The 24289-nt window shown below is 49.9% G+C and carries 24 protein-coding genes; 8 read left to right on the plus strand and 16 right to left on the minus strand.

All coding sequences use genetic code 11. The features are described from left to right. Positions 1-9 precede the first annotated feature (9 nt). Positions 10-1581, minus strand: coding sequence for a lysine--tRNA ligase (gene lysS, locus CFREI_RS11735; protein ID WP_027013037.1), 1572 nt, complete (start codon positions 1579-1581; stop codon positions 10-12). Between the two features lie 175 nt (positions 1582-1756). Here lysS and CFREI_RS11740 point away from each other — a divergent pair, with 175 nt between their 5' ends. Further along, a complete protein-coding gene (locus tag CFREI_RS11740) occupies positions 1757-2644 on the plus strand; it encodes an SPFH domain-containing protein (protein ID WP_084170783.1) in 888 nt (295 codons plus the stop codon). Continuing rightward, positions 2637-2837 carry a type II toxin-antitoxin system antitoxin gene (locus CFREI_RS11745; protein ID WP_027013035.1) on the plus strand — a complete coding sequence of 67 codons (201 nt, stop codon included), beginning with the start codon at positions 2637-2639 and terminating at the stop codon, positions 2835-2837. Before CFREI_RS11740 ends, CFREI_RS11745 begins: the two co-directional genes overlap by 8 nt. Here CFREI_RS11745 and CFREI_RS11750 read toward each other — a convergent pair. The 12 genes from CFREI_RS11750 to CFREI_RS11805 all read right to left on the minus strand — a co-directional run bounded on the left by CFREI_RS11750 (position 2834) and on the right by CFREI_RS11805 (position 12527). Then, on the minus strand, positions 2834-3988 hold the full coding sequence (locus tag CFREI_RS11750; protein WP_027013034.1) for a globin domain-containing protein: 1155 nt from the start codon (positions 3986-3988) through the stop codon (positions 2834-2836). The two genes, CFREI_RS11745 and CFREI_RS11750, sit on opposite strands and share 4 nt — an antisense overlap. Positions 3989-3997: 9 nt before the next feature. Next, positions 3998-4432 (minus strand): RrF2 family transcriptional regulator, encoded by a 435-nt coding sequence (locus tag CFREI_RS11755; protein WP_156907780.1) that lies wholly within the window; start codon positions 4430-4432, stop codon positions 3998-4000. A 170-nt stretch (positions 4433-4602) separates the two neighbouring features. Continuing rightward, entirely contained in the window at positions 4603-5421 is an 819-nt protein-coding gene (locus CFREI_RS11760) for a pantoate--beta-alanine ligase (RefSeq protein WP_027013032.1), read from the minus strand. A 36-nt stretch (positions 5422-5457) separates the two neighbouring features. Continuing rightward, complete coding sequence (locus CFREI_RS11765; RefSeq protein WP_027013031.1) at positions 5458-5880, minus strand: hypothetical protein; 423 nt, start codon at positions 5878-5880, stop codon at positions 5458-5460. Between the two features lie 7 nt (positions 5881-5887). Continuing rightward, entirely contained in the window at positions 5888-7315 is a 1428-nt protein-coding gene (locus CFREI_RS11770) for a DUF6779 domain-containing protein (protein ID WP_156907779.1), read from the minus strand. A gap of 11 nt (positions 7316-7326) precedes the next feature. Beyond that, positions 7327-7794 (minus strand): DUF3180 domain-containing protein, encoded by a 468-nt coding sequence (locus CFREI_RS11775; protein ID WP_027013030.1) that lies wholly within the window; start codon positions 7792-7794, stop codon positions 7327-7329. Then, complete coding sequence (gene folK / locus CFREI_RS11780) at positions 7791-8276, minus strand: 2-amino-4-hydroxy-6-hydroxymethyldihydropteridine diphosphokinase (protein WP_027013029.1); 486 nt, start codon at positions 8274-8276, stop codon at positions 7791-7793. Before folK ends, CFREI_RS11775 begins: the two co-directional genes overlap by 4 nt. Further along, positions 8276-8623: a dihydroneopterin aldolase gene (gene folB / locus CFREI_RS11785; RefSeq protein WP_027013028.1), complete on the minus strand. Its 348-nt coding sequence runs from the start codon at positions 8621-8623 to the stop codon at positions 8276-8278. The genes folK and folB overlap by 1 nt, the downstream gene beginning before the upstream one ends. Continuing rightward, positions 8616-9374, minus strand: a complete 759-nt coding sequence (gene folP / locus CFREI_RS11790; RefSeq protein ID WP_240483217.1) for a dihydropteroate synthase — start codon at positions 9372-9374, stop codon at positions 8616-8618. The genes folB and folP overlap by 8 nt, the downstream gene beginning before the upstream one ends. Before the next feature lie 19 nt (positions 9375-9393). Further along, entirely contained in the window at positions 9394-9972 is a 579-nt protein-coding gene (gene folE / locus CFREI_RS11795) for a GTP cyclohydrolase I FolE (RefSeq protein ID WP_027013026.1), read from the minus strand. Further along, complete coding sequence (gene ftsH, locus CFREI_RS11800; RefSeq protein WP_051256008.1) at positions 9972-12338, minus strand: ATP-dependent zinc metalloprotease FtsH; 2367 nt, start codon at positions 12336-12338, stop codon at positions 9972-9974. Before ftsH ends, folE begins: the two co-directional genes overlap by 1 nt. Before the next feature lie 48 nt (positions 12339-12386). Then, positions 12387-12527, minus strand: a complete 141-nt coding sequence (locus CFREI_RS11805) for a hypothetical protein (RefSeq protein WP_156907778.1) — start codon at positions 12525-12527, stop codon at positions 12387-12389. 43 nt (positions 12528-12570) lie between these two features. Here CFREI_RS11805 and CFREI_RS11810 point away from each other — a divergent pair, with 43 nt between their 5' ends. Then, positions 12571-13938, plus strand: a complete 1368-nt coding sequence (locus tag CFREI_RS11810; RefSeq protein ID WP_240483216.1) for a DHA2 family efflux MFS transporter permease subunit — start codon at positions 12571-12573, stop codon at positions 13936-13938. Next, on the plus strand, positions 13938-14843 hold the full coding sequence (locus CFREI_RS11815; protein ID WP_051256006.1) for a pirin family protein: 906 nt from the start codon (positions 13938-13940) through the stop codon (positions 14841-14843). Before CFREI_RS11810 ends, CFREI_RS11815 begins: the two co-directional genes overlap by 1 nt. 638 nt (positions 14844-15481) lie before the next feature. Here CFREI_RS11815 and hpt read toward each other — a convergent pair. From hpt to dacB, 3 genes are read right to left on the minus strand one after another with little or no spacing between them, the layout of a single operon-like run. Next, positions 15482-16069 carry a hypoxanthine phosphoribosyltransferase gene (gene hpt, locus CFREI_RS11820; RefSeq protein ID WP_027013025.1) on the minus strand — a complete coding sequence of 196 codons (588 nt, stop codon included), beginning with the start codon at positions 16067-16069 and terminating at the stop codon, positions 15482-15484. A gap of 25 nt (positions 16070-16094) precedes the next feature. Continuing rightward, positions 16095-17003, minus strand: a complete 909-nt coding sequence (gene tilS / locus CFREI_RS11825) for a tRNA lysidine(34) synthetase TilS (protein WP_051256005.1) — start codon at positions 17001-17003, stop codon at positions 16095-16097. Then, positions 17000-18217 carry a D-alanyl-D-alanine carboxypeptidase/D-alanyl-D-alanine endopeptidase gene (gene dacB / locus CFREI_RS11830; RefSeq protein ID WP_027013023.1) on the minus strand — a complete coding sequence of 406 codons (1218 nt, stop codon included), beginning with the start codon at positions 18215-18217 and terminating at the stop codon, positions 17000-17002. The genes tilS and dacB overlap by 4 nt, the downstream gene beginning before the upstream one ends. Positions 18218-18318: 101 nt before the next feature. On the opposite strand from dacB, the gene CFREI_RS11835 reads away from it, so the two are divergent. The 4 genes from CFREI_RS11835 (at position 18319) to CFREI_RS11850 (ending at position 23528) form a co-directional block, all read left to right on the plus strand. Continuing rightward, on the plus strand, positions 18319-18795 hold the full coding sequence (locus CFREI_RS11835) for an inorganic diphosphatase (protein ID WP_027013022.1): 477 nt from the start codon (positions 18319-18321) through the stop codon (positions 18793-18795). A gap of 26 nt (positions 18796-18821) precedes the next feature. After that, the gene (locus CFREI_RS11840) at positions 18822-19109 is read left to right on the plus strand and encodes a rhodanese-like domain-containing protein (protein ID WP_027013021.1); all 288 of its coding nucleotides are present in this window, start codon (positions 18822-18824) and stop codon (positions 19107-19109) included. Positions 19110-19264: 155 nt separating this feature from the next. Further along, on the plus strand, positions 19265-19714 hold the full coding sequence (locus CFREI_RS11845) for a MarR family winged helix-turn-helix transcriptional regulator (protein WP_027013020.1): 450 nt from the start codon (positions 19265-19267) through the stop codon (positions 19712-19714). A 7-nt stretch (positions 19715-19721) separates the two neighbouring features. Continuing rightward, positions 19722-23528, plus strand: coding sequence for a Pls/PosA family non-ribosomal peptide synthetase (locus CFREI_RS11850; RefSeq protein WP_027013019.1), 3807 nt, complete (start codon positions 19722-19724; stop codon positions 23526-23528). The last annotated feature ends 761 nt before the right edge of the window (positions 23529-24289 follow it).

Consider the following 24289-nt stretch of genomic DNA (forward strand, 5'->3'; position numbering starts at 1 on the left):
TTACGAGATTTATTGTTTTGCTTCTGGTTTTACCATCGGGAACAGCACAGTTTCCCGTATTCCCAAGCCGGTTAATGCCATTAGTAGACGATCAATCCCCATGCCTGATCCGGCCGTTGGCGGCATACCTTGTTCCATTGCGGCGAGGAAATCTTCGTCCAGCACCATAGCTTCTTCATCGCCGCCAGCTGCCAAACGAGCTTGATCTTCAAAACGTTCACGCTGAATTACTGGGTCAATGAGTTCGGAATACCCGGTTGCTAGTTCAAATCCCCGCACATAAAGGTCCCATTTTTCAGTTACACCTGGTTCGGTGCGGTGTGCTCTTGTAAGAGGTGAGGTTTCCACTGGGAAGTTACGTACAAATACTGGACCATAGAGTTGGTCGCTACAGAGTTCTTCCCAGATTTCTTCTACGAGTTTGCCGTGGCCCCAACCTTTACCGGGTTCTACACCTATTTTTTTAGCTAGTGCAAGGAGTTCTTCAACACTACTTTCAACTGTAACTTCAGGTGATCCTGGGAATTTCCGTTGAAGAGCTTCATTGAGTGAAGGGTACATTTCCATTGTTTCCCATTCACCGCCAAGGTCATATTCGGTGCCATCCGCAAGGGTGACGGTTGTTGAACCGAATACGTCGATTGCCACGGCTTGAATAAGTTTTTGAATTGTCTCCGCGCAATCATCATAGGTGCCCCAAGCTTGGTAGGTTTCCAGCATTGCGAATTCAGGGCTGTGGGAGGAATCCACGCCTTCATTGCGGAAATTCCTATTCACTTCAAATACCCGATCGATTCCGCCAACTACACAGCGTTTTAGATAGAGCTCGGGAGCAATACGAAGATAGAGATCAATATCTAGCGCATTGGAGTGCGTTTGAAATGGTCTCGCTGCGGCACCACCGTGAAGGGTTTGTAGCATTGGTGTTTCCACTTCAACAAAACCGCGCGACTCTAAGTGATTTCGTAGGGCCCGCATAACCTTAATTCGGGTCATTGCATTCGTGCGTGCTTGTTCACGCATGATGAGGTCGGTATAGCGTTGCCGGATACGTGTGTCTTCGCTGAGTTCTTTGTGCGCTACTGGAAGTGGACGTAATGCTTTGGCCGCCATTGTCCATTCTTTTGCCAGCACTGAGAGTTCACCACGGCGTGATGAAATAACCCTGCCCGTTACTGAAACAAAGTCACCAAGGTCAACGTCAGCTTTCCAGTCCACCAGTCGCTGTTCGCCAACTTCTGCGAGTGAAAGCATCACTTGGATTTTGGTGCCATCACCATCTTGCAGAGTTGCAAAGCAGAGTTTTCCGGTATTGCGCACAAAAATTACGCGTGCGGCTACGGAGACCACGTCTTGGGTTTCGTCGCCAACGCCAAGGTAGGTAACACCTTCTTGCTTTTCGACGTCCGCCTCTTCCGCGATGACTACATAAAGCTTTCGCAGCTCTGCTAGTCCATGTGTTCGGGGCACTTCGACGGGATACGCTTCACCATGTTCCAGCAGGCGAGCACGTTTTTCTCTACGAATCCTCAGCTGCTCTGGAATCTCATTGGTTGCGGAAGAGTTTTTTACGTCAGTCACGGTTTTTAAGGGTAGCCCATAGCAGCCTTATGCAGCGAACCTTGAAAAGTGATATCACTTTTTGATAATCTGATATCACATTAAATCTTCGGACAGAAAGGTTCTTACATTGGCGACCCAGATTCTTCAGCAAAACTCGGCGGACCCCGTAGGCCATAAAGGCGCAGCGGTCAACATGACGGAAACAAAAGCTTTTTCAGCCGGAGCAGGTGCGGTTGCTATCGCCCTCTTGTTCGCTCTCGTTCTGACCGGTTTGCCGCTTATTAAGATCCTCTCCGAGATCGCAACCAAGGGCCAACCATCAGTAGTTACCGTTATAGTTTTGGTCATTGCATCTTTTATCGGAACTATTTTGCTCTCGATGATTCGCGTAATTAGCCCAGGCCACACACTGGTCGTTCAATTCTTTGGCCGCTATGTGGGAACCTCTCGCCATACCGGACTTTCGCTAATACCGCCGTTTTGTACCACAAGAAGGGTCAGTGTTCGCGTTCGCAACTTTGAAACACACGAAATTAAAGTCAATGATTTAAATGGCAATCCGATCAAGATCGGTGCGATTATTGTGTGGCAGGTAGCGGATACCGCTAAAGCCGTATTCGCTGTAGAAAATATGGATCAGTTCATTCACTCGCAAGCCGAATCCGCCTTGCGCCATGTGGCTACGACTCACCCATATGATTCTGCGGATGCTTCGACTGTACCTTCACTTTCTGGCTCTACTGATTTAGTTTCCACTGAGCTAGCCAATGAGGTAGCGGCACGTGCGGCCTTAGCCGGTCTTGAGATTATTGAAGCCCGAATTTCCGCATTGTCCTATGCTCCTGAAATTGCGCAAGCAATGCTACAACGTCAACAAGCTTCAGCTATTGTTGATGCCCGCGAAACAATCGTTGAAGGTGCGGTGTCAATGGTCGAGACCGCCTTGGAGCAACTTGAACACCGTGACATCGTAGAATTAGATCCTGAGCGTCGCGCAGCAATGGTATCTAATCTGCTCGTGGTTCTGTGCTCGGATTCTAGTACCCAACCTGTTGTTAATGCTGGATCAATTTATGGCTAGAAAAAGCGTTCCGCTTCGCATCGATCCTGCGATCTATGATGCGATAGCTCGGTGGGCTTCTGAGGATCTCAATAGCGTGAATGCGCAAATTGAGATCCTTCTGCGTGATAGCCTTCGCCGGGCTGGGCGACTCCCTAAAAACGCAGGAAACCTACCTCAACGAGGGCGACCTCGGAAAAAGATCGGGGATTAACCGATTAACCAGTCGTTTGGTGAGAATAGTTCATAGTGAATCCTCACAGGTTTTTCTGCCTGGAGTTGATCACGAACGTTTTGAAGGAAAGACGTTCCTCCGCACAGATACACTTCGGCGCCTTCCGGTATTTTCCCAGCTACTTCAAGACGCTGCCCATTGGAGCGATAAAAGGTTTCGTATTGTGCATTTGGGAGTTTTTCCAATAGAGCTTCGGTTTGTGCACGTTGTGCGTGATCAGTTTCGGATTCGTCTGCGTGTAGCACAACGACCTTCCGGCTCGGGTTTATGGCCGAAAGCATACCAACCATTGGTGTAGAACCGATGCCTTGCGAAATCAACACCACAGGCGCGTCTCCATCAGCAAGAACAAGTTCACCCGCTGGGAGTGTTGCTTCAATTTCGTCGCCAATATTTACACGATCACGAAGAAATGATGAAACTTCCCCATCGCGTGCTACTGCGATTTGCCACTCTCCCTGATCGGCTTTTACTAGAGAATATTGACGCAATTGGCGGGCGCCATCATCAAGAGTGACACCAATGGAGGTGTATTGGCCAGGTAGTCCTGCGATCAGGTCTTCACCGCGTAGCGTGTAAAGCGTGACCCTGTTATTTAGGTCTTCACGCGCTGCAACTGTAGCCTTGCGAAATACATCACCGTGTGCAACATTGTCGGATTCGTACAAGTCTTTTTCATATTGAATGAGCACGTCAGCCATAATCCAGTACACCGCGTCCCATGCCGCGGCAACCTCGGGGGTCACGGCGTCGCCAAGCACCTCAACAATGGCTTCAAATAGGTGCTTATGCACAATTGGGTACTGGTCTTCGACAATGCCAAGTGATACATGTTTATGCCCAATTCGGGACAACATCTCCACTGGATCCGGTGCTTCTGGGTCGACCAACATCGACGCAAAAACGGCTATCGACGCCGCGAGAGCTTTTTGTTGGTCACCCTGTTTTTGGTTTCCACGATTAAAGGTATCGGAAATGAGTTCGGGGTGCGCTGCGAACATTTTCTGATAGAACAGCGGTGTGATCTCATTGATATGAGCGCCGATTGCTGGGAGGGTGGCGCGAACCACCTCAGCGTGTTCATCGGAAAGTGTACGCAATTTAGTATTGGGCTGGTGGGTTACGTACATGGGTAAGTATTACTCCTTGAGAAGGATGCCTATTGGATAACGCTCCCGAGCATCCGAAAGCAGCTCACCAAGGGTAATTTGATCGAGTGAGCCATAAAAAGCTTCTTTTGCTTCGGCAAGCTTGTTTCGCAGCAAACAGTCATAACGCACAAGCGGACACGGGTCTGGGTGATCACAGTTAATGACCTCTTCATCGCCCTCAAGCTGGCGAAACAGCTCTCCGAGCCTTATTGGGTACGCATCTTCGCGGATATAGATTCCACCGAGACGCCCTCGAACACTTCGCGCAATCTGTAAGTCCACTAGTTTCGCAACAACTTTCGCTACATGTGCTTCGGACGCGCCGATATCCGAGGCAAGCTTACTCACCGTAAGCCGCTCTTCGAGAGTTGCAACTCCAAGCCGCATAACAAGACGTAAGCCGAGGTCAGAAAAGCGCGTCACATGCACGAGAACCACCTTACCTAAAACATGTATTTTTGTTACACCTTTTATTCTCAGGCTAACTTCAGGTTATACAAAAGCCCTGTAACGAGCGCTGTGCGATCATTTTTCACCTTAACGGGGGTAGCAAAAAACACCCCCAGATATACCGTGCATGATTCCAACACTATCTATTCAGCAACGTGTATATCTTGCCCGCGGAATCCCACACCTAAAGGAACGGCCGCATTGTCTGAAAGTGTGATTCCATCAATGGTTGCTTTAATAAAGAGTCGCGCCTCTCCAACTTCAGGTGCATCACCTAAATGGGCACTGCAAAGCTGAATTGATTCAACCTTAAGCAACGGCACCTCACGCAATACGGAATGCGCAGCATCAAGCACCGCCACAGCCCCACCTTCAGCAGCATGTGCACCAGCTACAAGAGCAGCTGATATCGCTAGCGCACTTTCCCTTCCTTCAGCCGTAAGATCCTGATTTTTTAAATCACACGCCAAACCATCTGGTTCGCGCACAACCGGTACACCGAGTACGCGAATGCCCATATGGAAGTCAGTAATCATATGCTGCGCACTAATAAGAAATTCATAGTCTTTCTCACTAATAAAAAGGTCATTTGGCTGGACAATATTTAATAGGGCCAATAACGAACCTAGTTGCATACCTAAAGAAGGAGTGACCCCACCGGCAGCGATAGTAGTTCGCCTACCATTTGGAAAGAGCTCTTCTTCTGTAAGCTCCAGAACGCAATCAATCTTTTCCGTAGCCAATAGCACCCTATCCGCTGGAGGGGCGTCGATAAGCGTCGCCACGGTGAGAGCCCCTGGAATACGCCGGGCTAACCGCATACGTTGCACATCACCGGCATGCAAACCAGACCAAACTGGAATCATCACTACAGGTTTGCCAAGCTTTTTATAGGCACGTACAACTTGCTGAAGATCAGCGATGGACTGAAATGACGTAGCGCTTTTCGGCATAAAAACCATGCTGGGAAGCTCCTTACCAAGGCTAATGACAATTACTTATGGCAAGTCTTCCACATGGATTAACGTATTGTAGATTTCCGCTATTTGCTTACGATATTCAGCGTCTACAAGCTCATAGCCCACTTCCCTACACAATAACTCCCCCACCACCTCTGCCACCTCATCTTGACCTATAACAAACAATGCATCAAGGGCTGGATGAATCCGCGCCAATACCAAACTCACCGCCCCAGGCAACGTTAGGGGCGGCAGTGTCGGGCACATATGCGCTATAACTTTCCCTCGCACATTGGGAAGTGTTTCCGCAGCTTTCACAACGTTTTTCGGGGTAGTTTCCGCGATCAAAAACATATCTATATCCCGAAATGAACGCACAACTTGGTGCCCGACCACACCAAGCTCATGCTCAAACGCAGCGTCACCACCGAGAACACTAATGCGCATGCGAGGAGGCTTCATAAGCAACTCACTGCTTCAAATTTTTCAGCAAATCCGCAACAGATACGCCTTGTTGATGCTCGTCTCGACGCCGCCGTCCCCCGCGTCCACGGGGTTCCGCAGCATGCGACACCGGCTGAGAAACTGGCTCCGGGGCCGGACGCTTCGGTGATTCTGCCGCAGGACGATGCGCAGCCGGCCGCAATGGTTCAGGTTTTGGTTGTGGCTTTGGTTTCGGTTTCGGCTGTGGTTTTGGAGTGGCGGGCGCCGGACGTGCAGCCGCTTTTTCCGGCTCTTGCCAGGTCGAGGATCGGAATCGTGACCGCAATAATGAATCATCACCTTGGGGCTCGGGTGTAGCCGCTTGAGAACGTCCACCGAACTGGTCATCTTGGTGCCCAGCACCAGCCTGAGGTTGAGCTTTAAACTGCCCAGTACCAAAGCCTGCGGAGGTATTTGCCGCGGCGAAGTCATTTTTCTGTGGACTGTTAGCAGGATCCGCTGCAAAGTTTGGACTTGCATTGGGGTTAAAGCTTGAACCAAGCTGTTCCCGAGGCTCTGACGGCGTAGGCGCTTGCGGCCTAGTCGCCCGTGAGCGAGTACTACCGGATTGTTGATTCGCCGCTACCCGTTGCGATCGTTGCGGCTGCTGCTGTTGCGGACGAGTGCCCGCACGCTGCGGTGACTGCTGCGAACGCGAAGGCTGTGGTGTAGGTTCCGCACGGAATGGGTTATCTGTTGTGTGGCGCGATTCTGAAACAGGTGGGTTTTTTTCAATGCCGCCAGCGTCCCAACGAGTGGAGGAAAACGCACCAGAATTAAACCGCGGTGCCGCAGTAGCACCTGTGGCGGCGCTGGGACCAGCAGTTGGTTTTGCAAAAGGTTTCGCCACATAATCCGGCTTTTTCGCCAAAGGTTCGCTAATAAACGAATCCTCAACATCTACTTCCACAGGCTCAGGCACAACCGGAATGAGTGCCTCAGTTTCCTTGGAAAAACTTGCCCCACCTTTAGAACTATCCAATTCAATAGCAGGAATTCTACGGGCCTCTGCCTTTAGTGCAGCAGGCTCATAGGCCAACATAACACCGGATAATTCTTCAAGTTGGTTTCGCATCGCATCAAGTTGCCCACGGATGCTTTCAAGGGTTTCTTCACGCTGCTCATTGAGCTGGCGTTGATAATCTTGCTGAGCTCTCAGCCTGTCAGCATCAAGACTCCGCTGCTTTTTTAATAGCTCTTCATCATATTGTTTGCGTTTATTCGCAACAAGGAAAGCTGCCACGACACAAGCCCATAACGCAATAAGCATGGCCAACTTCAGGGCAAGACTGCTACCCGAAAATAGCCCAATCACTCCTGCGAGTAGGGCTAAGGCCACCATTACGCCCATGAGTATTTGGCCGAGGTCGATTCCCCGCTTCGGCTTGGTCCCTGGTACGTCTCTGGTGCTCATGGCTACCAACTTTAGCCAATGGATTCAGCATCTGTGGGAGGTGGAAGAGTACAGGCGCGTTCTAAATATACGCCGGCTGCAGATAAACTGATACCACCCAAAAGGCTAGCTAAGACACCCGCAAGGTCTTCACTGGCTGCTACTAACTCTCCCGCATTCGGAACCACATAACTTGCTAGGCCTAAATAAGCGCCCCCAACAAGCGCCCCAGTCCAAGCTGAAGCTCGACCAATCGCAAACCACATTGCTGCACGTAAAGGGTCCAATTGAGTACTGTCAAAGCCAATTGTGCCCCCTTCAATATGACCCTTAATTTTTAAGGCTAAGACCACACATAACAGGGTCATAAGCCATAACGTTAAAGACACCGTGACAGGAATTGCAAAGAGTTCATCATAAAATCTCCAGCTTAAGATTCCAGCAATTGCTGCCGTAAAAAATCCAGCGACAAAAAGATGCGACACGCGTGTCTGTGTCATACCCACTCCTTTGCCACCAATGAGATGTCTTGGGTATCTAACTCTGCCACTAATTCCGAAATTGCACGACCCCCAAGCGTGGCATTTGGCACTAATGCAACCCACGGGATCAATACGAATGCCCGTTGATGGGCATATGGATGCGGCAATAATAGCTCAGGAGTACGCGAACGTACTTCATGTCCATTACGCACACACGTCACAATATCTACGTCAAGGGTGCGTGGGCCCCAATGTTGAACCCGGCTCCGTGCGGCTTCCCGTTCTAATGATTGACCATGTCGCAAGATTTCCTCTGGTGAACGTTGAGTTTCCAAAAGTAGTACCGCATTATAAAAGTCATCTTGGTCAACACCACCCCATGGTGGTGTTTGATACAGCGGTGAAACACCAACAATTTCTTCCGAAAACCCATTCACAGCACTACGCAAATGTGCAGTTCTATCCCCTATATTCGAACCAACTGAAAGCACTACATGCATTAGCTTCTCCTTGCGGTAACCGCAACATCAGCAAATGTATGAGGAATGGGTGCTTGGGGCTTGTGCACCGTCACCTCAACCGCATGAATTCGATAATTCGCTTTAATTGTGTCAGCGATTTCAGCTGCTACAGTTTCAATTAAATCTCGCGAAGGACCAGTAACAATCCGCACCGCGATTTCAGCGAGTTCGGCATAATTGATAGTTTGCGTAAGGTCATCTTCGAGTGGAAATCGCACCCAACAGGTGATATCGATAAGGAATTTCTGTCCCGTTTTCTTTTCTTCTTCAAATACCCCGTGGTAGCCATAGGTTTCCAGACCTGTAAGCGTAATCCGGTCAGCCATATTCGCCTTTCCATTTCCAAGCAATATCAACCGCTGCACGATTCGCGGGTATTTCATGTACACGCACACCCCAGGCACCTGCTTGCGCGGCTAATGCGCTCACTGCTGCAGTTGCAGCGTCTGACCCCTCTAGAAAACGCTTACGGGATGCACCAACCAATACTGGGTAGCCGAGTTGTGCGATTTCAGGCAGCGCACGGAGCAATGCCCAATTATCTTCGGGGGTTTTTGCGAACCCTAAACCAGGGTCCACTATTAGCTTTTCGACGCCCTCCTTACTCGCTCGCTCAATAAGGCGCTTCAGGCCTTCAATCACATCGACGACAACATTGCTTGTCTGGTGTGCACTTCCGGATGCATCGCCGAATTGCTTGGTTTCCCAGTGCATAAGGCACGCGGTAGCTTGAGTTTCTGCCATCACACGCAACATATTTGGATCGGCCAGCCCGCCAGAAACATCATTAATAATGCTTGCACCTGCTACTACTGCTGCTTCCGCGACGGATGCCCGCATTGTGTCTACACTGGTCACAATGCCTTCTTGATGTAGCGTTTGAATCACAGGGACAACACGGCGCAATTCGATATTAGGGTCCACCCTCACCGCACCAGGCCGGGTTGATTCGCCGCCCACATCAATAAGATCAGCACCCTGCGCAACCATCTCTTTTGCGTGCGCCGCCGCGGCGTCGAGATCCAACCACTTGCCACCATCCGAAAAAGAATCTGAAGTAATATTCAAAATTCCCATAACTTGGCAGCGCATAAACCTAGCACCCCCGGATAAGACTAAGGACCTCTGCTCGAGAAGCAGCATTCTTTTTAAAACCACCCCGAACCGCCGAAGTAGTTGTTAATGTGCCAGGCTTTCGAATCCCTCTCATTGCCATACACAAATGCTCACACTCGATCACCACAATAACCGCCTGGGCACCGAGTTTTTCCACTAACGCATCTGCAACTTGCGAGGTTAAACGTTCTTGAACTTGAGGGCGTTTAGCAAAAAGGTCTACCAGCCGTGCCAGCTTTGATAGCCCGGTGACCTGTCCAGATTCACCCGGAATATATCCAATGTGGGCTTTTCCATAAAACGGCACCAAATGATGCTCGCATGTGGAGTAGATCGGAATATCCCGAACTAAGACAAGCTCTTGGTGATCCTCAGAAAAAGTCTTATTAAGTACTTCCGTTGGATCAGTATGCAAGCCGGCAAAAATCTCGGCGTATGCGCGAGCAACACGTGCTGGAGTTTCCCGGAGTCCTTCACGGTCAGGGTTTTCCCCAACCGCTAGAAGCAATTCTCGAACAGCTGCCTCGGCACGATCCTGATCAAAAACAGGTTCAGCCATTACCATTTGTCCTTCTGATCCGCAGAATCTTTCGATTCCTCCTCGGGTTGCTCGGAGCGTTCGTGCTCTGGAAGCCGGAATCCGATTTCCTCCTCCGGCTGTTGCACAGGTGCCGGTTGGTAGGAACCCATCGAACCAGGATGGCGGCCTTCACTCTGTTGCTGCGGCGCGGGAGGTTGCGCCCCCGTGGCTGGCGGCCAACCGGGGACAACCCAGTCAGCTGGAGGTTGTGTACCACCATAGGTGCGTTGTGCTGGGAAGGGCCCAGTTTGAGCAGAGCTTGGGGATTCCCCCTGCTGTCCCTGTGCTGGAACTGGTAAGGGCATCGGGGTTTGTTGTTGTCCTCGTTGCTGAGCCAATTCGGCTTGCCGCTTTTCCCGAGCTGCCTTCGAAGCTTCTAGAATGCTAAACCGCTTTGGTGGTTCCTCACCACGTTCAATTGCGAGCTCAGTTGGTGTTTTCACTGGTTCACGGTCTGTTTGTCCTGGGAACCAGCCACTTTCACCAGGGAACACTTCAATACGTTCGCGCGGCGTAATACCTTCGAATAGAGCCTCAAGGTCGGGGCGTCGTAACGTTTCTTTTTCCAACAGTTTTTCTGCGAGTTTGTCTAATACGTCACGGTGTTCGCGCAGAATATCATAAGCCTCTTGATGCGCTAGGTTTACTACATACCGGACTTGCTCATCAATAGTGCTTGCCACCTGTTGCGAATACTCAATACGCTCACCCATGCCTGGCATATGTCCAAACGGGCTACCCTGCTCTTCACCATATTTCACCGTGCCAATCGCAGGCGACATTCCATATTCCGTAATCATTGCACGAGCGATCTTTGTCGCCTGCTCAATATCATTTGACGCACCAGTGGTTGGTTCACCAAATACAAGCTCCTCAGCCGAACGGCCACCCATAGCGAACACAATGCGGGCAAAAAGCTCAGCGCGGTTATACATACCTTTGTCATCTTCATCGGCAGTCATGGCAAAGCCGCCTGTACGTCCACGAGCCAAAATAGTGACCTTATATACCCGCTCAATATCCTTCATTGCCCACGCGGCAAGAGTATGCCCACCTTCGTGGTAAGCAGTAACCTTCTTTTCCTTTTCGGAAATAATCTTGCTGCTGCGGCGAGGGCCACCAATCACGCGGTCAGTTGCTTCCTCCAACGCATCAGCGGTAATGACTGTTCCACCAATGCGTGCAGTTAACAGAGCTGCCTCATTCAGCACGTTTGCAAGGTCAGCGCCAGACATGCCTGCAGTACGCTTAGCCAAAGATTTTAGGTCCGCATCTTTTGCAAATGGCTTACCTTTAGCATGCACCTCAAGAATCTGCTCACGGCCTTTAAGATCTGGGTTTGTTACCGGGATTTGGCGGTCAAAACGTCCGGGACGTAATAATGCTTGATCCAGAATATCCGGGCGGTTCGTAGCTGCAATAAGAATCACGCCTTGGCGATCACCAAAACCATCCATTTCAACAAGTAATTGGTTGAGTGTTTGCTCACGCTCATCATGGCCTCCACCCATACCAGAACCACGCTGGCGGCCAACCGCATCAATCTCATCGACGAAAATGATGCAGGGGCTATTTTCCTTGGCCTGCTTAAACAAATCGCGGACACGGGAGGCACCAACACCAACAAACATTTCCACAAAGTCCGAACCAGAAATCGAGTAGAACGGTACTCCCGCTTCACCGGCTACGGCGCGTGCAAGCAACGTTTTACCGGTACCAGGCGGACCATACAGTAGTACGCCACGTGGGATTTTGGCACCAAGGGCTTCATAGCGAGCGGGGTCTTGTAAAAAGTCTTTAATTTCATGCAGTTCGTCAACGGCTTCATCCGCGCCAGCTACATCTGCAAACGTATTTGTGGGCATATCTTTGGTGAGTTCTTTGGCTCGGGAGCCGCCAAACCCAAACATGCTCATACCGCCACCCTGGATACGACTGAACACCCACATCATAAGGCCGAAAATAATAAGGATCGGCAACATCGTAGTAATCAGCGTGTAGAAGAAGCCTTCTCGCGTCACCGACGTGGTGTACTTTTTGGCGTCCGCAGCCGCAACTTTGTCAAAAATTAATGGTGCGGTTCGGGCCGGATAGTCCGCGATTATCTCTTTTATTCCATCCCGCTCATCTACGGAGATTTCTTTTTTAAGCTTTAAGCGAAGGCGCTGCTCGCGGTCTTCAATTTTCGCTTCTTCCACGTTTTTCAATTCCAGTTGCTTTATTGCAACAGAGGTATCCACACGTTGGAAGCTCCGTGAATCATCTGTAAGCACAGTAATTGCGAACAGGGTCATAAGGACCACGGCAGCAATACCGCCGTACTTCAGCAATTTCTTGTTATCCATGGGGCTGCCGCTCGTCGGCCTTTCTACTTAATTCACGCATCTTTTACTTTACGTAACGCGTTCCAAGCCTACTTCGTTCCCTAGTGCACCGTACAACAATGCAGCGCACACCTTATCTGCTCTGCGAGAAATATATTCAATATGCGTTGATACGTGTGCAAACACTAGACTCAGTATTCGCTTTACCATACGGGCCCAGTTTGGACTCTCATTACTTCCAGAAAGCGCAATCGTGTACGAACTCAAACAGAAGCTTTTATTATGGATCCTCGTTCTTTCTACGAGCGTAATGATCCTCAATGAAACGGTGCTTTCTGTCGCCCTTCCTATTATTTCGCAGGATTTTCAGGTTGATGCAACCACCGTTCAGTGGCTCACCACCGGATTTCTGCTTGTCATGGCCGTCGTTATCCCCATGACTGGATATTTACTGCAGCGGTTTTCCACACGTGCCGTCTTTACGGGCGCTCTAATACTTTTTACGGTTGGCACCGCGCTTGCCGCAATATCACCAACTTTTCCAGTGCTGCTATTCGCCCGAGTACTGCAGGCCGTAGGAACCGCAATTATCGTTCCTCTTCTCATGACTGTCGCTATGACCATCGTCCCGCCAGAGCGCCGTGGCGCAACTATGGGTTTAATCGGTGTAGTCATTTCAGTTGCACCCGCACTCGGTCCTACCGTTTCTGGAGTAGTACTCAGCACATATACTTGGCATGCACTATTTTGGATCATTTTGCCCATTATCTCCATTTGCCTCATTGCTGGTTTAAAGTTCATCCAAAATATTTCTGAACAAGAAAACACATACCTTGACATATTTTCCATACCTCTTTCCGCACTTGGTTTCGGCGGATTAGTGTTTGGACTTTCGCAAATTACAGATTTTATCCATAGTGGCAATAGCGCGCCTCTTATTTCACTTACTATAGGTGCCCTATTTTTAGTTTGGTTTATTCAACGGCAAATTAGTTTGGGCAGAAAAAACCGTGCTTTATTAAATTTGCAACCATTCCGCATAAGCGTGTTTCGCGTCTCGGTATTTGCCATTGCATGCAGCATGGGAATTATTCTCGGCACTGCCGTTATTTTACCGTTTTTCATTCAACAATCACTTGGCGCTTCCGCATTATTGTCCGGACTTCTAGTCCTGCCAGGTGGCCTATTACAAGGCTTTGCCAGCCCCTTTGTCGGCCGACTTTATGATCGACATGGCGCACGAAAGCTAGCTTTACCTGGGGCGGCAGGCGTATTTCTTACGCAATTCGGTTTCTCTACTTTGGATTCAAATTCGCCTCTTTATATGGTTTTGATTTTACATATTATTTTAGCGTTAAGCATGGCGTTTATTATGACACCACTAATGACCAATACACTCTCGGCATTACCGCAAAATTTATATGGGCATGGATCTGCTATTTTGAGCACACTACAGCAACTAGGCGGCGCTTCAGGCACAGCGATATTTATTGCTACAATGACTCTTGCTGACACAACAGCGAACGGGACGTCGATAGCTTTTCGCGTAGGTACCGCATTGGGAATTTCGACGTTCATCGCAGTGTTGTTTATTGCAAGGAATAACGTAAAGGAACCATAATGCCAATTCTTGCAGCTCGCCCAGTACCACTTGGCGGCATTCGCGCCATGGAAGTGCGCCGCACCCTTCCTCACCGGGAACGCACCACTGTGGGGCCGTGGATTTTTTGTGACCAATACGGCCCAGAAAAAACCACAATGGATGTGGCTCCACACCCACATACGGGATTAGCCACTGTCTCTTGGCTATTTACTGGTGAAATTCGCCATGATGACACCGCAGGTAACCATACACAGGTACTGCCAGGCGAATTGAATATGATGACTGCTGGCCACGGCATTGCGCACACTGAGGTTTCTAAATCCGAGTGGCTTCATGGCGTTCAACTTTGGTTGGCTTACCCGAAGGATCAACGAAGCCTTGATCGCCGCTTGCAGCACTATGCTCCAAAACCTGAGAAAATTGGCGTGGCCACCGTACTGCTATTTATGGGGTCACTTCCCGGTTTTACCCCTTCGCCTATCGACGCCCCGAAACGCGCTCTCGGCGCAGAGGTTCGACTCCCAAGTACTCGGAGTGTTCAACTCCCCGTTGATAAGACTCTTGAATATGCCGTTTTAGCTGACACCGAACCGCTTGAAGTTAATGGCGATCGCTTGGAACCTGGCGATCTTTGGTATGTGGATCCAGGGATAGAAAACTTGCACATTACGAATCTAGGCAAGGATACCCGCGTAATAATCCTTGGCGGCGAACCGTTCAATGAAGACGTTGTAATGTTTTGGAATTTCATTGGCACGGATCACGCCGAAGTAGCTCAACAACGGGCTGATTGGGAGGATCCAGAAACTCGAGCAATTCGCTTTGGCAATGTTGAAGGTTATACCGGTGAAGGGGAACGCATTCCGGCTCCGCCAGTACCTGGGGTATTGATGCGCCCTCGCGGCAATAGGCGCTTGCGTTAATCCAAGCGCCTTGGGGAATGAACTACCTCCTACTTACTAAGCCTCACCGTGGGGGCTTAGCGCAGGTGTGGTTTTGGGTTGAGCTTGGGGCTGGTCTTTCGTCTGGTAGTTGGGTTGTGCACGTTCGGTGACCTGGGATTTGGTTGGGGTTGGGCGGGCTCTGGCCGGGAGGTGCTTGGTCTGGTTGGGCGCTGGCCAGACTTTTTTGGGCGCTGGTTGGGCGTGTTGTCACAGATTCCATTTTTTCGGCTGTTTTTATGGAATCTGCGACACGATAGGTAGGGAACCTGTCACGAATTCCATTTTTTTCGCTGTTTTTATGGAATCTGCGACAAACCCCAGGTCAACGATTGTGTGCAATGTTGCTTGCTGTCGCAAATTCCATTTTTTCAGGCGATTTTATGGAATCTGCGACAGTAGGGATAAAAACATCACTAGTTTGATAGGGTGGGCCTATCAAACACCCGGGAAACCAGCCAGACCACTGGAAAACCAGCCCACACGCCAGAAACCGACCGAACCCCCGGGAACCTCTAGGGAAACCAGCTACGGCAGGCGCATTCAAGCCAAGACATACAAGACATACAAACCCCAAAAAGTATAGAAAGGGAACCAATCTAACTTTTGGGGCAAGTTTATTATTCACCCACGTAGACACGGGGGTGTAACGTACCTACAAATGGGAGGTCACGGTAGCGTTCTGCATAATCGAGGCCGTATCCGATAACGAATTCATTGGGGATATCAAAACCAACATCAAAAAGATCAACCTTGGTTTTTACGGCTTCTGGTTTCCGCAGAAGTGTAACCACTTCTAAAGACTTCGGCTTTCGGTTGCGCAGGTTTTTCATAAGCCAGCTCAAGGTAAGGCCGGAATCGATAATGTCTTCTACGATAAGAACGTTTTTGCCCTCGATATCCCGATCAAGGTCCATAAGAATCCGTACCACCCCCGATGATGAGACAGAGTTCCCGTATGAGGAAACAGCCATAAATTCCATTTGGCTGGGGATGCTTAAAGCCCGCGCAAAGTCGGTAATAAAGAAGACGGCTCCTTTCAGCACACACACAAGAATCAGATCGTCTTCTTCGTCGCGGTACTGTTCAGATACTCGATCTGCGAGTTGTTGAATTCGTTGCTTTAGCGCTTCTTCGCTGATGAGCACCGCTTCGATATCGTCTCCGTAGCGGGTTTCAGGAATATTGAAGTCTTTGGTGTCGTGCATGGCGTTTTAAGGCACCCTTCAAAGGTCAATGGTCAGACATTGAAAGAATGCCACCTATTCGCCGTACAGCCAAGCTTTGTGCACCAACTAACACCGCGCCTTGGCCATGCCAATCAGTAACCAGACGCTCGATAGCACGAATGGTAGCGCCAGTGACCTGCGCATTATGGTGTTGCAACCAAGCAACGATCAATTGTCGACGCCGCGCCGGATGCACTTGCAATTCCGCCACCGCGAGTGTGTCCCCAACACGAATTCCTTCACTAACATACGAATTTGTAAGCGCCGCCTCTTCGCCTGCTTGAGCTAATGCTGGAACACAATCTCCGCCAATAAGCTCACTGAGCTGCGGGATAATTTCTTGCCGGATTGCCACCCGACGAAAGCGAGTGTCTTGGTTGTGTGGATCCTGCCATGCAGCTAACCCCAGTTCGCGGCATGCTTCCAAAGTATCCGAACGGCGGACTCCCAGTAGTGGGCGCACTAATTGACCGTTCCGCGATTGCATACCAGTAACACGCCCCCGTAGGGCACCAAGCAGTAAAGTCTCAGCTTGATCATCCATGGTGTGCCCCACCCAGATCTCGGCACCGTCCGCAGCGTGAAAAAGCGCTTTATAGCGGGCGTGTCTCGCCGCTGCTTCAAGTCCACCTTGGTGGGTCGCGACGTCGACACGCACAATGCTTGCGGTACCGCCGCATTGCTCCACTTGGCGAGCAGCCTGTGCGGCAATCGTTTCGCTTCCTGGTTGTAATCCGTGATCAATAATTACAGCGTGTGCTTCAACTCGCTCGGCTAATGCTGCGGCGACTAACGCTAAGGAATCAGGCCCTCCGGAAACTCCGATTACCGGCTTACCTAAGGCAAATGGTCGTACAGCTAGACGAATCCGCAGAAACGCCGGGCTTTTGCGTGGCCAGAATGGTGTGCTCATCGCAATGCACTGGTCAGGGCATCAAGCGCTTCACGGGCGGATAGCACATCGGATTCATTGGAAATCAATGCAAAGGTATACACCACACCGTCGCGTGAAGTTACTGTTCCAGCGAGTGATGAAGTGTCTGTAAGGGTGCCGGTTTTTGCCCGGACCCATCCCTCGCCTTCCGTATCATTAAATCGAGTTTTTAGTGTTCCTGTACCACCTGCAATGGGCAATGTGTAGAGCAAATCACGTAATTGATCGCTGGTAACCGCTTTTAGCAAAATATTGTCAAGCACTTTTGCGGTGAGCAGATTGCCTTCAGACAGACCGGACGAATCTTCAATACGTACACCATCAAGATTAATGCCGTGTTCTTTAAGTACCTGGGTAATTGCCGTTGGTGGATCAACTTTCCCGGACGAATCAACAGCAAGAGCGACCTCCCGGCCAATAGATTCGGCAACGATATTGTCACTTTCAAGCATCATAAAATGCAGGCGATCAAATAATGGTTTCGATTGAATGGTTTTGAGCACTTCGCCTTCAGATGAGGTTGTATACCCAAAACTCGTTGCGCCAACTCGATCAGCAATCGCTTTTGCAACATCTAACCCTGGTGTTGCACTCCTAGGGCTTTGATCGAGCATCACCGGTTCCATGGGTGCGATAAAACCTGCGGGAATATCTTCTGGGTGCCACGCTGGATGCATTGGTTCCCATTTCCAGGCGCTAGTATCCACAAGCACTTGGTCAACGTCACCGGCAGCTTCCGCAAGAGTATTTAGGTTTTCTTCCGTAAGTTGGACGTCACCGCCGCCACGAATCACCACCGTTTGCTCATTTTGCTTAACGACGGCCGTCTCCACCGTATGATCGTGCGGCAGCTTAAGCAATGCGGCCGCAGCGGTAAGTACCTTCATAGTTGACGCAGGACGAGCAGGCGTATTGTCTTCTTGGCTCCATACAGTTTCGCCAGTTGAAGCATTAGTAATACGCCCGACAAAGGACCCTAATGCAGGGTTTTGGATTAAGCTCTCAAGGTTATGTGCCTGTTCACCTTTATTATCGGCTTTATGCACCAACTGGTGAACCACCGGCAACGATGCTGGCGCATCATGTTGAATTGCTTTTTGCTCGGCCGCTTTAAATCCCGCGTATCCGGCGATCGAACCCACTCCTACAATTGCCACGACGACAGACGCCGCCCACCACTTTGAACTTGCCATGCCATCTCTTTCCAATCGATCCCAACGTTTCCACCCAGGGTAGACAGCGCTAGGATAGTCGGGAAACCAAAACCTTTCTGATTTTTAAGGACGTGTGCCGTATGAGCATCGAAGTCACCATAGAGATTCCCAAGGGTTCCCGCAATAAATACGAGGTAGACCATGTGACCGGAAAAGTCTACCTTGATCGGTATTTGTTCACCCCAATGGCATACCCACTGGACTATGGTTTTATTGATCACACCCTCGGTGAAGACGGTGATCCACTAGACGCTCTGGTAATCCTCCCAGAACCAGTATTCCCTGGTGTGATCGTCAAGGCACGTCCAGTCGGCGTCTTCAAAATGACTGATGAAGCTGGCGGCGACGACAAACTCTTGTGTGTACTCGATGATCCTCGCTGGGATCATTTCCAAAACATCAGCGACATTTCCGATTTCCTTAAAGACGAAATCGAGCATTTCTTTGTTCACTACAAGGACCTTGAGCCCAATAAAGAAGTCACCGGTTCTGGTTGGGGCGATAAGGCAGAAGCAGAGCGCATCTACACTGAAGCCGTAGAACGCTATAAGCATTAATTTAAAACACTTTTGGAGGTTTCAGTATGCGCAGTGTTTCAGTAACGGAAGTCCCCGCCGGAGTTCAACTTATTGATGTACGCGAACCAGATGAGTTCGCGGCTGGCCACGCTGTAGGTGCTACAAATATCCCAATGTCGGAGTTTCCAAGCCGAGTCGCGGAAATTGATACCGAATCCGATATTTACGTAATTTGCCAAGCTGGCGGACGCTCCGCTCAAGTATGCGAATACCTGATCGCCCGTGGGCTTGATCCTATCAATATTGCTGGCGGCACCGGCGCTTGGATTACCGCTGGTCTACCTACCGAGTAGCAACAGCAAACCTTTCGGTGGTGAACTACTTGATGGTTCACCACTTTTTTATTTATTCTTTCTTCAGCTACCCCTCATTAGCTGCATAAATATTAAAATTTATGGGTGCCCTCCATCATTTCAAACCCTGATACATTCGCCGCTACGATGGAATCATGGGTTCAGCCGCACTTGATATACCTGCCGATCTTTTGGAATCACCATCATTCCAATTAGAACGACTTCGGCGACGCACTCGCGATCGTATCGAATCCGTACTCTCGCACGAAAACATCTCATTGCGAGGTTATTGGGTGCTTACCTGCCTAACATCATCAAATGCTTCCAGCCAATCAACGCTTTGCAGCATTCTTACAATGGATGCCTCCGATATGGTGCGTTTGATTGATGTTCTTGAAAAACACGGTTGGGCAAAACGCTCCCGTGATCCCAAAGATCGCCGCCGACAAATTGTTTCTGCAACTAAGAAAGGACGTGCCGCACAGAAACGGCTCTCAATCCTCGTGTCCCAGGCCGAAGACACCGCCTTAGAAGAATCGACCCCAAAACAACTTAAACATCTGCGTAAACTCGCTCAAGCTATTTTCGCCGCTGAGGAGGTTTGAGCATCCGATGCCGTTGTCGCAGATACCTAGCCAATTTCTACGCTCAAATGAAGCTTCCCCGAAACGTACCCTTATAGATATTCTCCGGCAAACAGTGGATGCCTACCCAAATGCGTCCGCCATCGATGACGGCACTGTATTAACATACTCTGAGTTGTGGGAAGCAATCCATACTAAAGCAAAAGAACTTCATGCTCTTGGAATTCGACGGGGAAACCGCATTGGTATTCGGATGCCCTCCGGCTCGAGGGAACTCTATATCGCCATATTGGCCACACTGGCCGCTGGGGCGGCCTATGTTCCTGTAGACGCAGATGATCCAGATGAGCGTGCAGAATTAGTCTTCGGTGAAGCTAAAGTACACGCAGCTATTACATCCGCTGGTATCGAAATCCTACGGGCCACGCCCGGCGGAGACACTCGCCCACCACGACATACCAACGACGCCTGGATCATCTTTACCTCTGGCTCAACTGGAACCCCAAAAGGCGTCGCAATTACGCATCGTAATGCGGCGGCATTTATCGATGCAGAATCTGCATTATTCCTACAAAACTCCCCCCTTGGACCAGACGACCGCGTCCTAGCGGGATTATCTGTAGCCTTCGATGCATCCTGTGAGGAAATGTGGCTAGCCTGGGCCCACGGCGCTTGTTTAGTCCCCGCCCCACGCTCACTTGTGCGTTCCGGCATGGATCTTGGACCGTGGCTGATCAGTCGAAATATCACTGTGGTTTCTACGGTGCCAACCTTGGCAAATCTTTGGCCTGCTGAGGCGCTTGACAACGTCCGATTACTTATTTTCGGCGGCGAAGCTTGTCCACCAGAACTAGTTGATCGTGTAGCCACAGCTGACCGTGAAGTATGGAACACATACGGCCCAACTGAGGCGACCGTTGTGGCTTGCGCTTCCCGAGTTTTCCCTGGTCAAACGGTGTCAATTGGCCTTCCATTGCAAGGTTGGGACCTGGCTGTGGTCAACGCTGAGGGTAATCCTGTTGACATTGGTCAAGTCGGCGAATTGGTAATTGCAGGCGTTGGCCTAGGCCGGTACCTCGACGAAGCAAAAGACAAGGAAAAATATTCACCATTGCCATCAGTCGGTTGGGCGCGCGCGTATCGCTCAGGCGACCATGTGCGGCTTGAATCAGACGGCCTATATTTTATTGGCCGTGTTGATGACCAAGTAAAAATTGGCGGACGGCGTATCGAACTCGGCGAAGTTGAATCCCATGTATCCGCCCTTCCAAATGTGCTCGGCGCATGCGTTATTCCACAATCAACAAATACAGGCACCACAGTTTTAGTTGGATATCTATCTTTGGAAACCCCTGCTGCGGGTTTTGATATCGACGCCGCTTACGCAACGTTATCTACAGCTATGCCGGCACCACTTGTGCCGCGGCTTTTCGTTATGGATGAACTGCCAGTTACCACTTCAGGAAAGGTTGATAAACGAGCATTACCTTGGCCACTTCCTGGCGCCGAAGTAAGTGCAACAAATTTAAGTCAAATTGAACAGTGGGTTGCTGAAATCTGGGTTGAAGTTTTAGGCGCAAAAGTAAGTAGTTCTGATGCAGATTTCTTTGCACTCGGTGGAACTTCACTTGCCGCTGCTACTGTAATCGCACGAGTCCGCGAACGCTATAGAAATGTCTCAGTCCGAGACCTTTACGACCGCCCACGACTCAGCATGTTTGCAGAGTGTCTAGACGATGAAGCCGATGATGTAATCGACGAACGCATTATTGAAAAAGTGCCACTGCGCACTCGTATCGCCCAAAATCTAATCCAATGTGCCACAATGACCTGGCAAGGCGCTCAATGGGTCACCTGGCTAATGCTCATTACTGCATTTTTAGGTTTTGGTCCATCCTGGCAACTAGTACTCGCAATGGCTCTGCTATTTCTCACACCGTTTGGCAGAATTCCTCTAGCAGCCATCGCTATTCGCTGCCTCACCCACAACATTCAACCTGGTAGCTATCCGCGAGGCGGACAGATTCACCTACGAATTTGGGCAGCGGAACAAATAGTCATTGCTTCCGGTGTCCACTCCGCATCATGTTCAACGCTGATGCCAATGTTTGCGCGACTCACTGGCTCACGTGTCGGCCGCGGCGTCGATATGCACAGCGTGCCTCCCGTAACCGGACTTTTGCGTCTCAACGACCGTTGCGCTATCGAACCCGAAGTAGACCTTAGCGGATATTGGCTTGATGGTGACATCCTGCATATTGGCAGCATAAGCATTGGCACAAACGCACGCATTGGAACCCGAACAGTGCTTATGCCAGATACCGTCATAGATAAAAATGCACAAGTAGAACCTGGTTCCACAATAAATGGCAGAGTTAAACCACGCTCTCGTTGGGCGGGATCACCCGCCAAAAAAATCTCCCGTGCAACATCCCAATTCCCCGACAATATCCCTCCACGACGCCCCGTCTGGGCTGGTATGTACACACTATGCGCAAATATCCTCGGAATCCTTCCCGTAGCGTCATTAGCCGCAGGTTTTTACGCAGCATGGCATTTTACTGAACGCCTTTGGGCTATAGGCACACTAGGGGCAATCTTCGCTTTTGTTTTGTATGCACTAACCACGTTTATTCTAGTAAGAATCCTAAGCTTAGGGCTTACCCCTGGAATCCATCCAGTTCGATCCTCTCAAGGCCTACGCTCCTGGGCAATCACTCGGCTTATGGATGAAGCACGCCAACATTTATTCCCCATCTATGCATCCCAAATCACGCCTCTATGGTTCCGTATGCTCGGCGCCCGGATTGGTCGTGAAGTGGAAATTTCAACGACTGTAGCAATCCCTCGATTTTTGGAGGTTAAAGAAGGATCGTTCCTTGCCGACGACACTCTTGTTGGTGGATATGCCCTGGGACATGGATGGCTACTTACCGGGAATAACCAAGTGGGTAAACGTAGTTTCCTAGGAAATTCCGGAGTCCTGCCTCCTGGGATAAAGCTCCGCAAAGACTCCCTCGTGGCAGTCCTTTCACTCACCCCCAAACGGAGTAAAGCAAAAAGTAACTGGTGGGGAAGCCCACCAGAACGCTTGCGCAGAGTAACCATACAAACTACCGACGACTCACGCACATACACACCGCAATTTCATATGAAACTAAAACGCGCCTGTGTTGAATCAATGAGAATCCTTGCCCCCATAGCCTCAGCGAACATTGCCGTTTGCCTTCTCCTTGGCCTCTATTGGATTTCCAAAACCTACGGCTGGGGAATTGCCTATGCTCTCAGTGGGTTTGCATTCATGGCCGCAGGATTCTTCGCGGCATGGCTCACAATCACTATAAAATGGCTCTGCATAGGCCACGTTACCCCAGGTCAGCATCCACTTTGGAGTAGCTTTATTTGGTGGAACGAACTGCAAGATACCTTTGTAGAGGTCGTCGCCGCCCCCTGGTTTAGCCGATACCACCATGGAACAGCAGCACTGAACTGGTTCCTGAGAGAACTTGGCGCAAAAATAGGACGCGGCGCTTGGATTGAAAGTTATTGGTTCCCCGAGGCAGACCTATGCCAAGTAGGCGAAGGAGCATCAATTGGTCCTGGCTGTGTAGTGCAAACACATCTTTTCCAAGATCGCGTTATGAGTCTGGACACTGTACGAATTGGTCAAGGAGCAACTCTCGGACCGCATTCAGTGTCACTTCCCGCTTCTACCATAGGAAACGCCGCAACTGTTGGCCCCCGTTCATTGGTTATGCGTGGAGATTCGTTACCGCCCTACACAAGGTGGCTCGGTAACCCCATCGAAATTCTCCGACCAATAAAGAAAGAGTAAACAAAAAGTAAAGCGCCCGCCGGATCGTCACCCAGCAAGCGCCTACTTCAATATAGATCTATATTATTTCTCGAGAATTTTTGGATTTTCATCCGGTATGTAATTAAGGACTATACCAGTCCTTAAAGTTATTTTAGTTCATCTACCCTTAGACGAAGAATGGCCACCAGCCGAAGGAGCCAAGGTCCCAGGAAAGGGTGAAGAGAACCGTGTCGAGCCAAGCGAGCATATCAAGTGCCTTTCAATAGTGATTTTAGTCAGTTCATATGAGCTGACTTGCTTCTATCTTTACAGAACTTGAGAAACTTTGCAAGTTTCTATAGCCCCCATTTGCAGGGGTATTTAAAGTCCCGTAAAGATATTGGAGGTTTTCAGCTTTGCAAGCTTCCGCCAAGCTGAAAAAGCGGAAGCTTACATTATTTTACTAACTGGCGGAGATTAGCACCACCAGTACCAGTCATACCAGCCCCATGAGCCAAATGCCCAAGACAATGGATAGAAGAACCAGTCATACCACATGATAGAACCTTTCAGTTTTGAGCGAACTCCGCGTCTTTTGAAGCGGTCAACTCTTAATTTACCAATAAGCTGAACCTATGCAAGGACTTGGAATCTAATTTATCTTCCCGTTATCACTTTCACTATCTTCTGGGGGTAAATATACATTGCGCAGCCCCCTTTTTTAGGGCGCCGAACTCAAAAGAATGTCCGATAGTTTCTGAAGAAGCAATCTAAAAACACCCCCACCGTAATTTTTCAAA

The organism is Corynebacterium freiburgense (assembly GCF_030408815.1).
GTDB lineage: Bacteria > Actinomycetota > Actinomycetes > Mycobacteriales > Mycobacteriaceae > Corynebacterium > Corynebacterium freiburgense.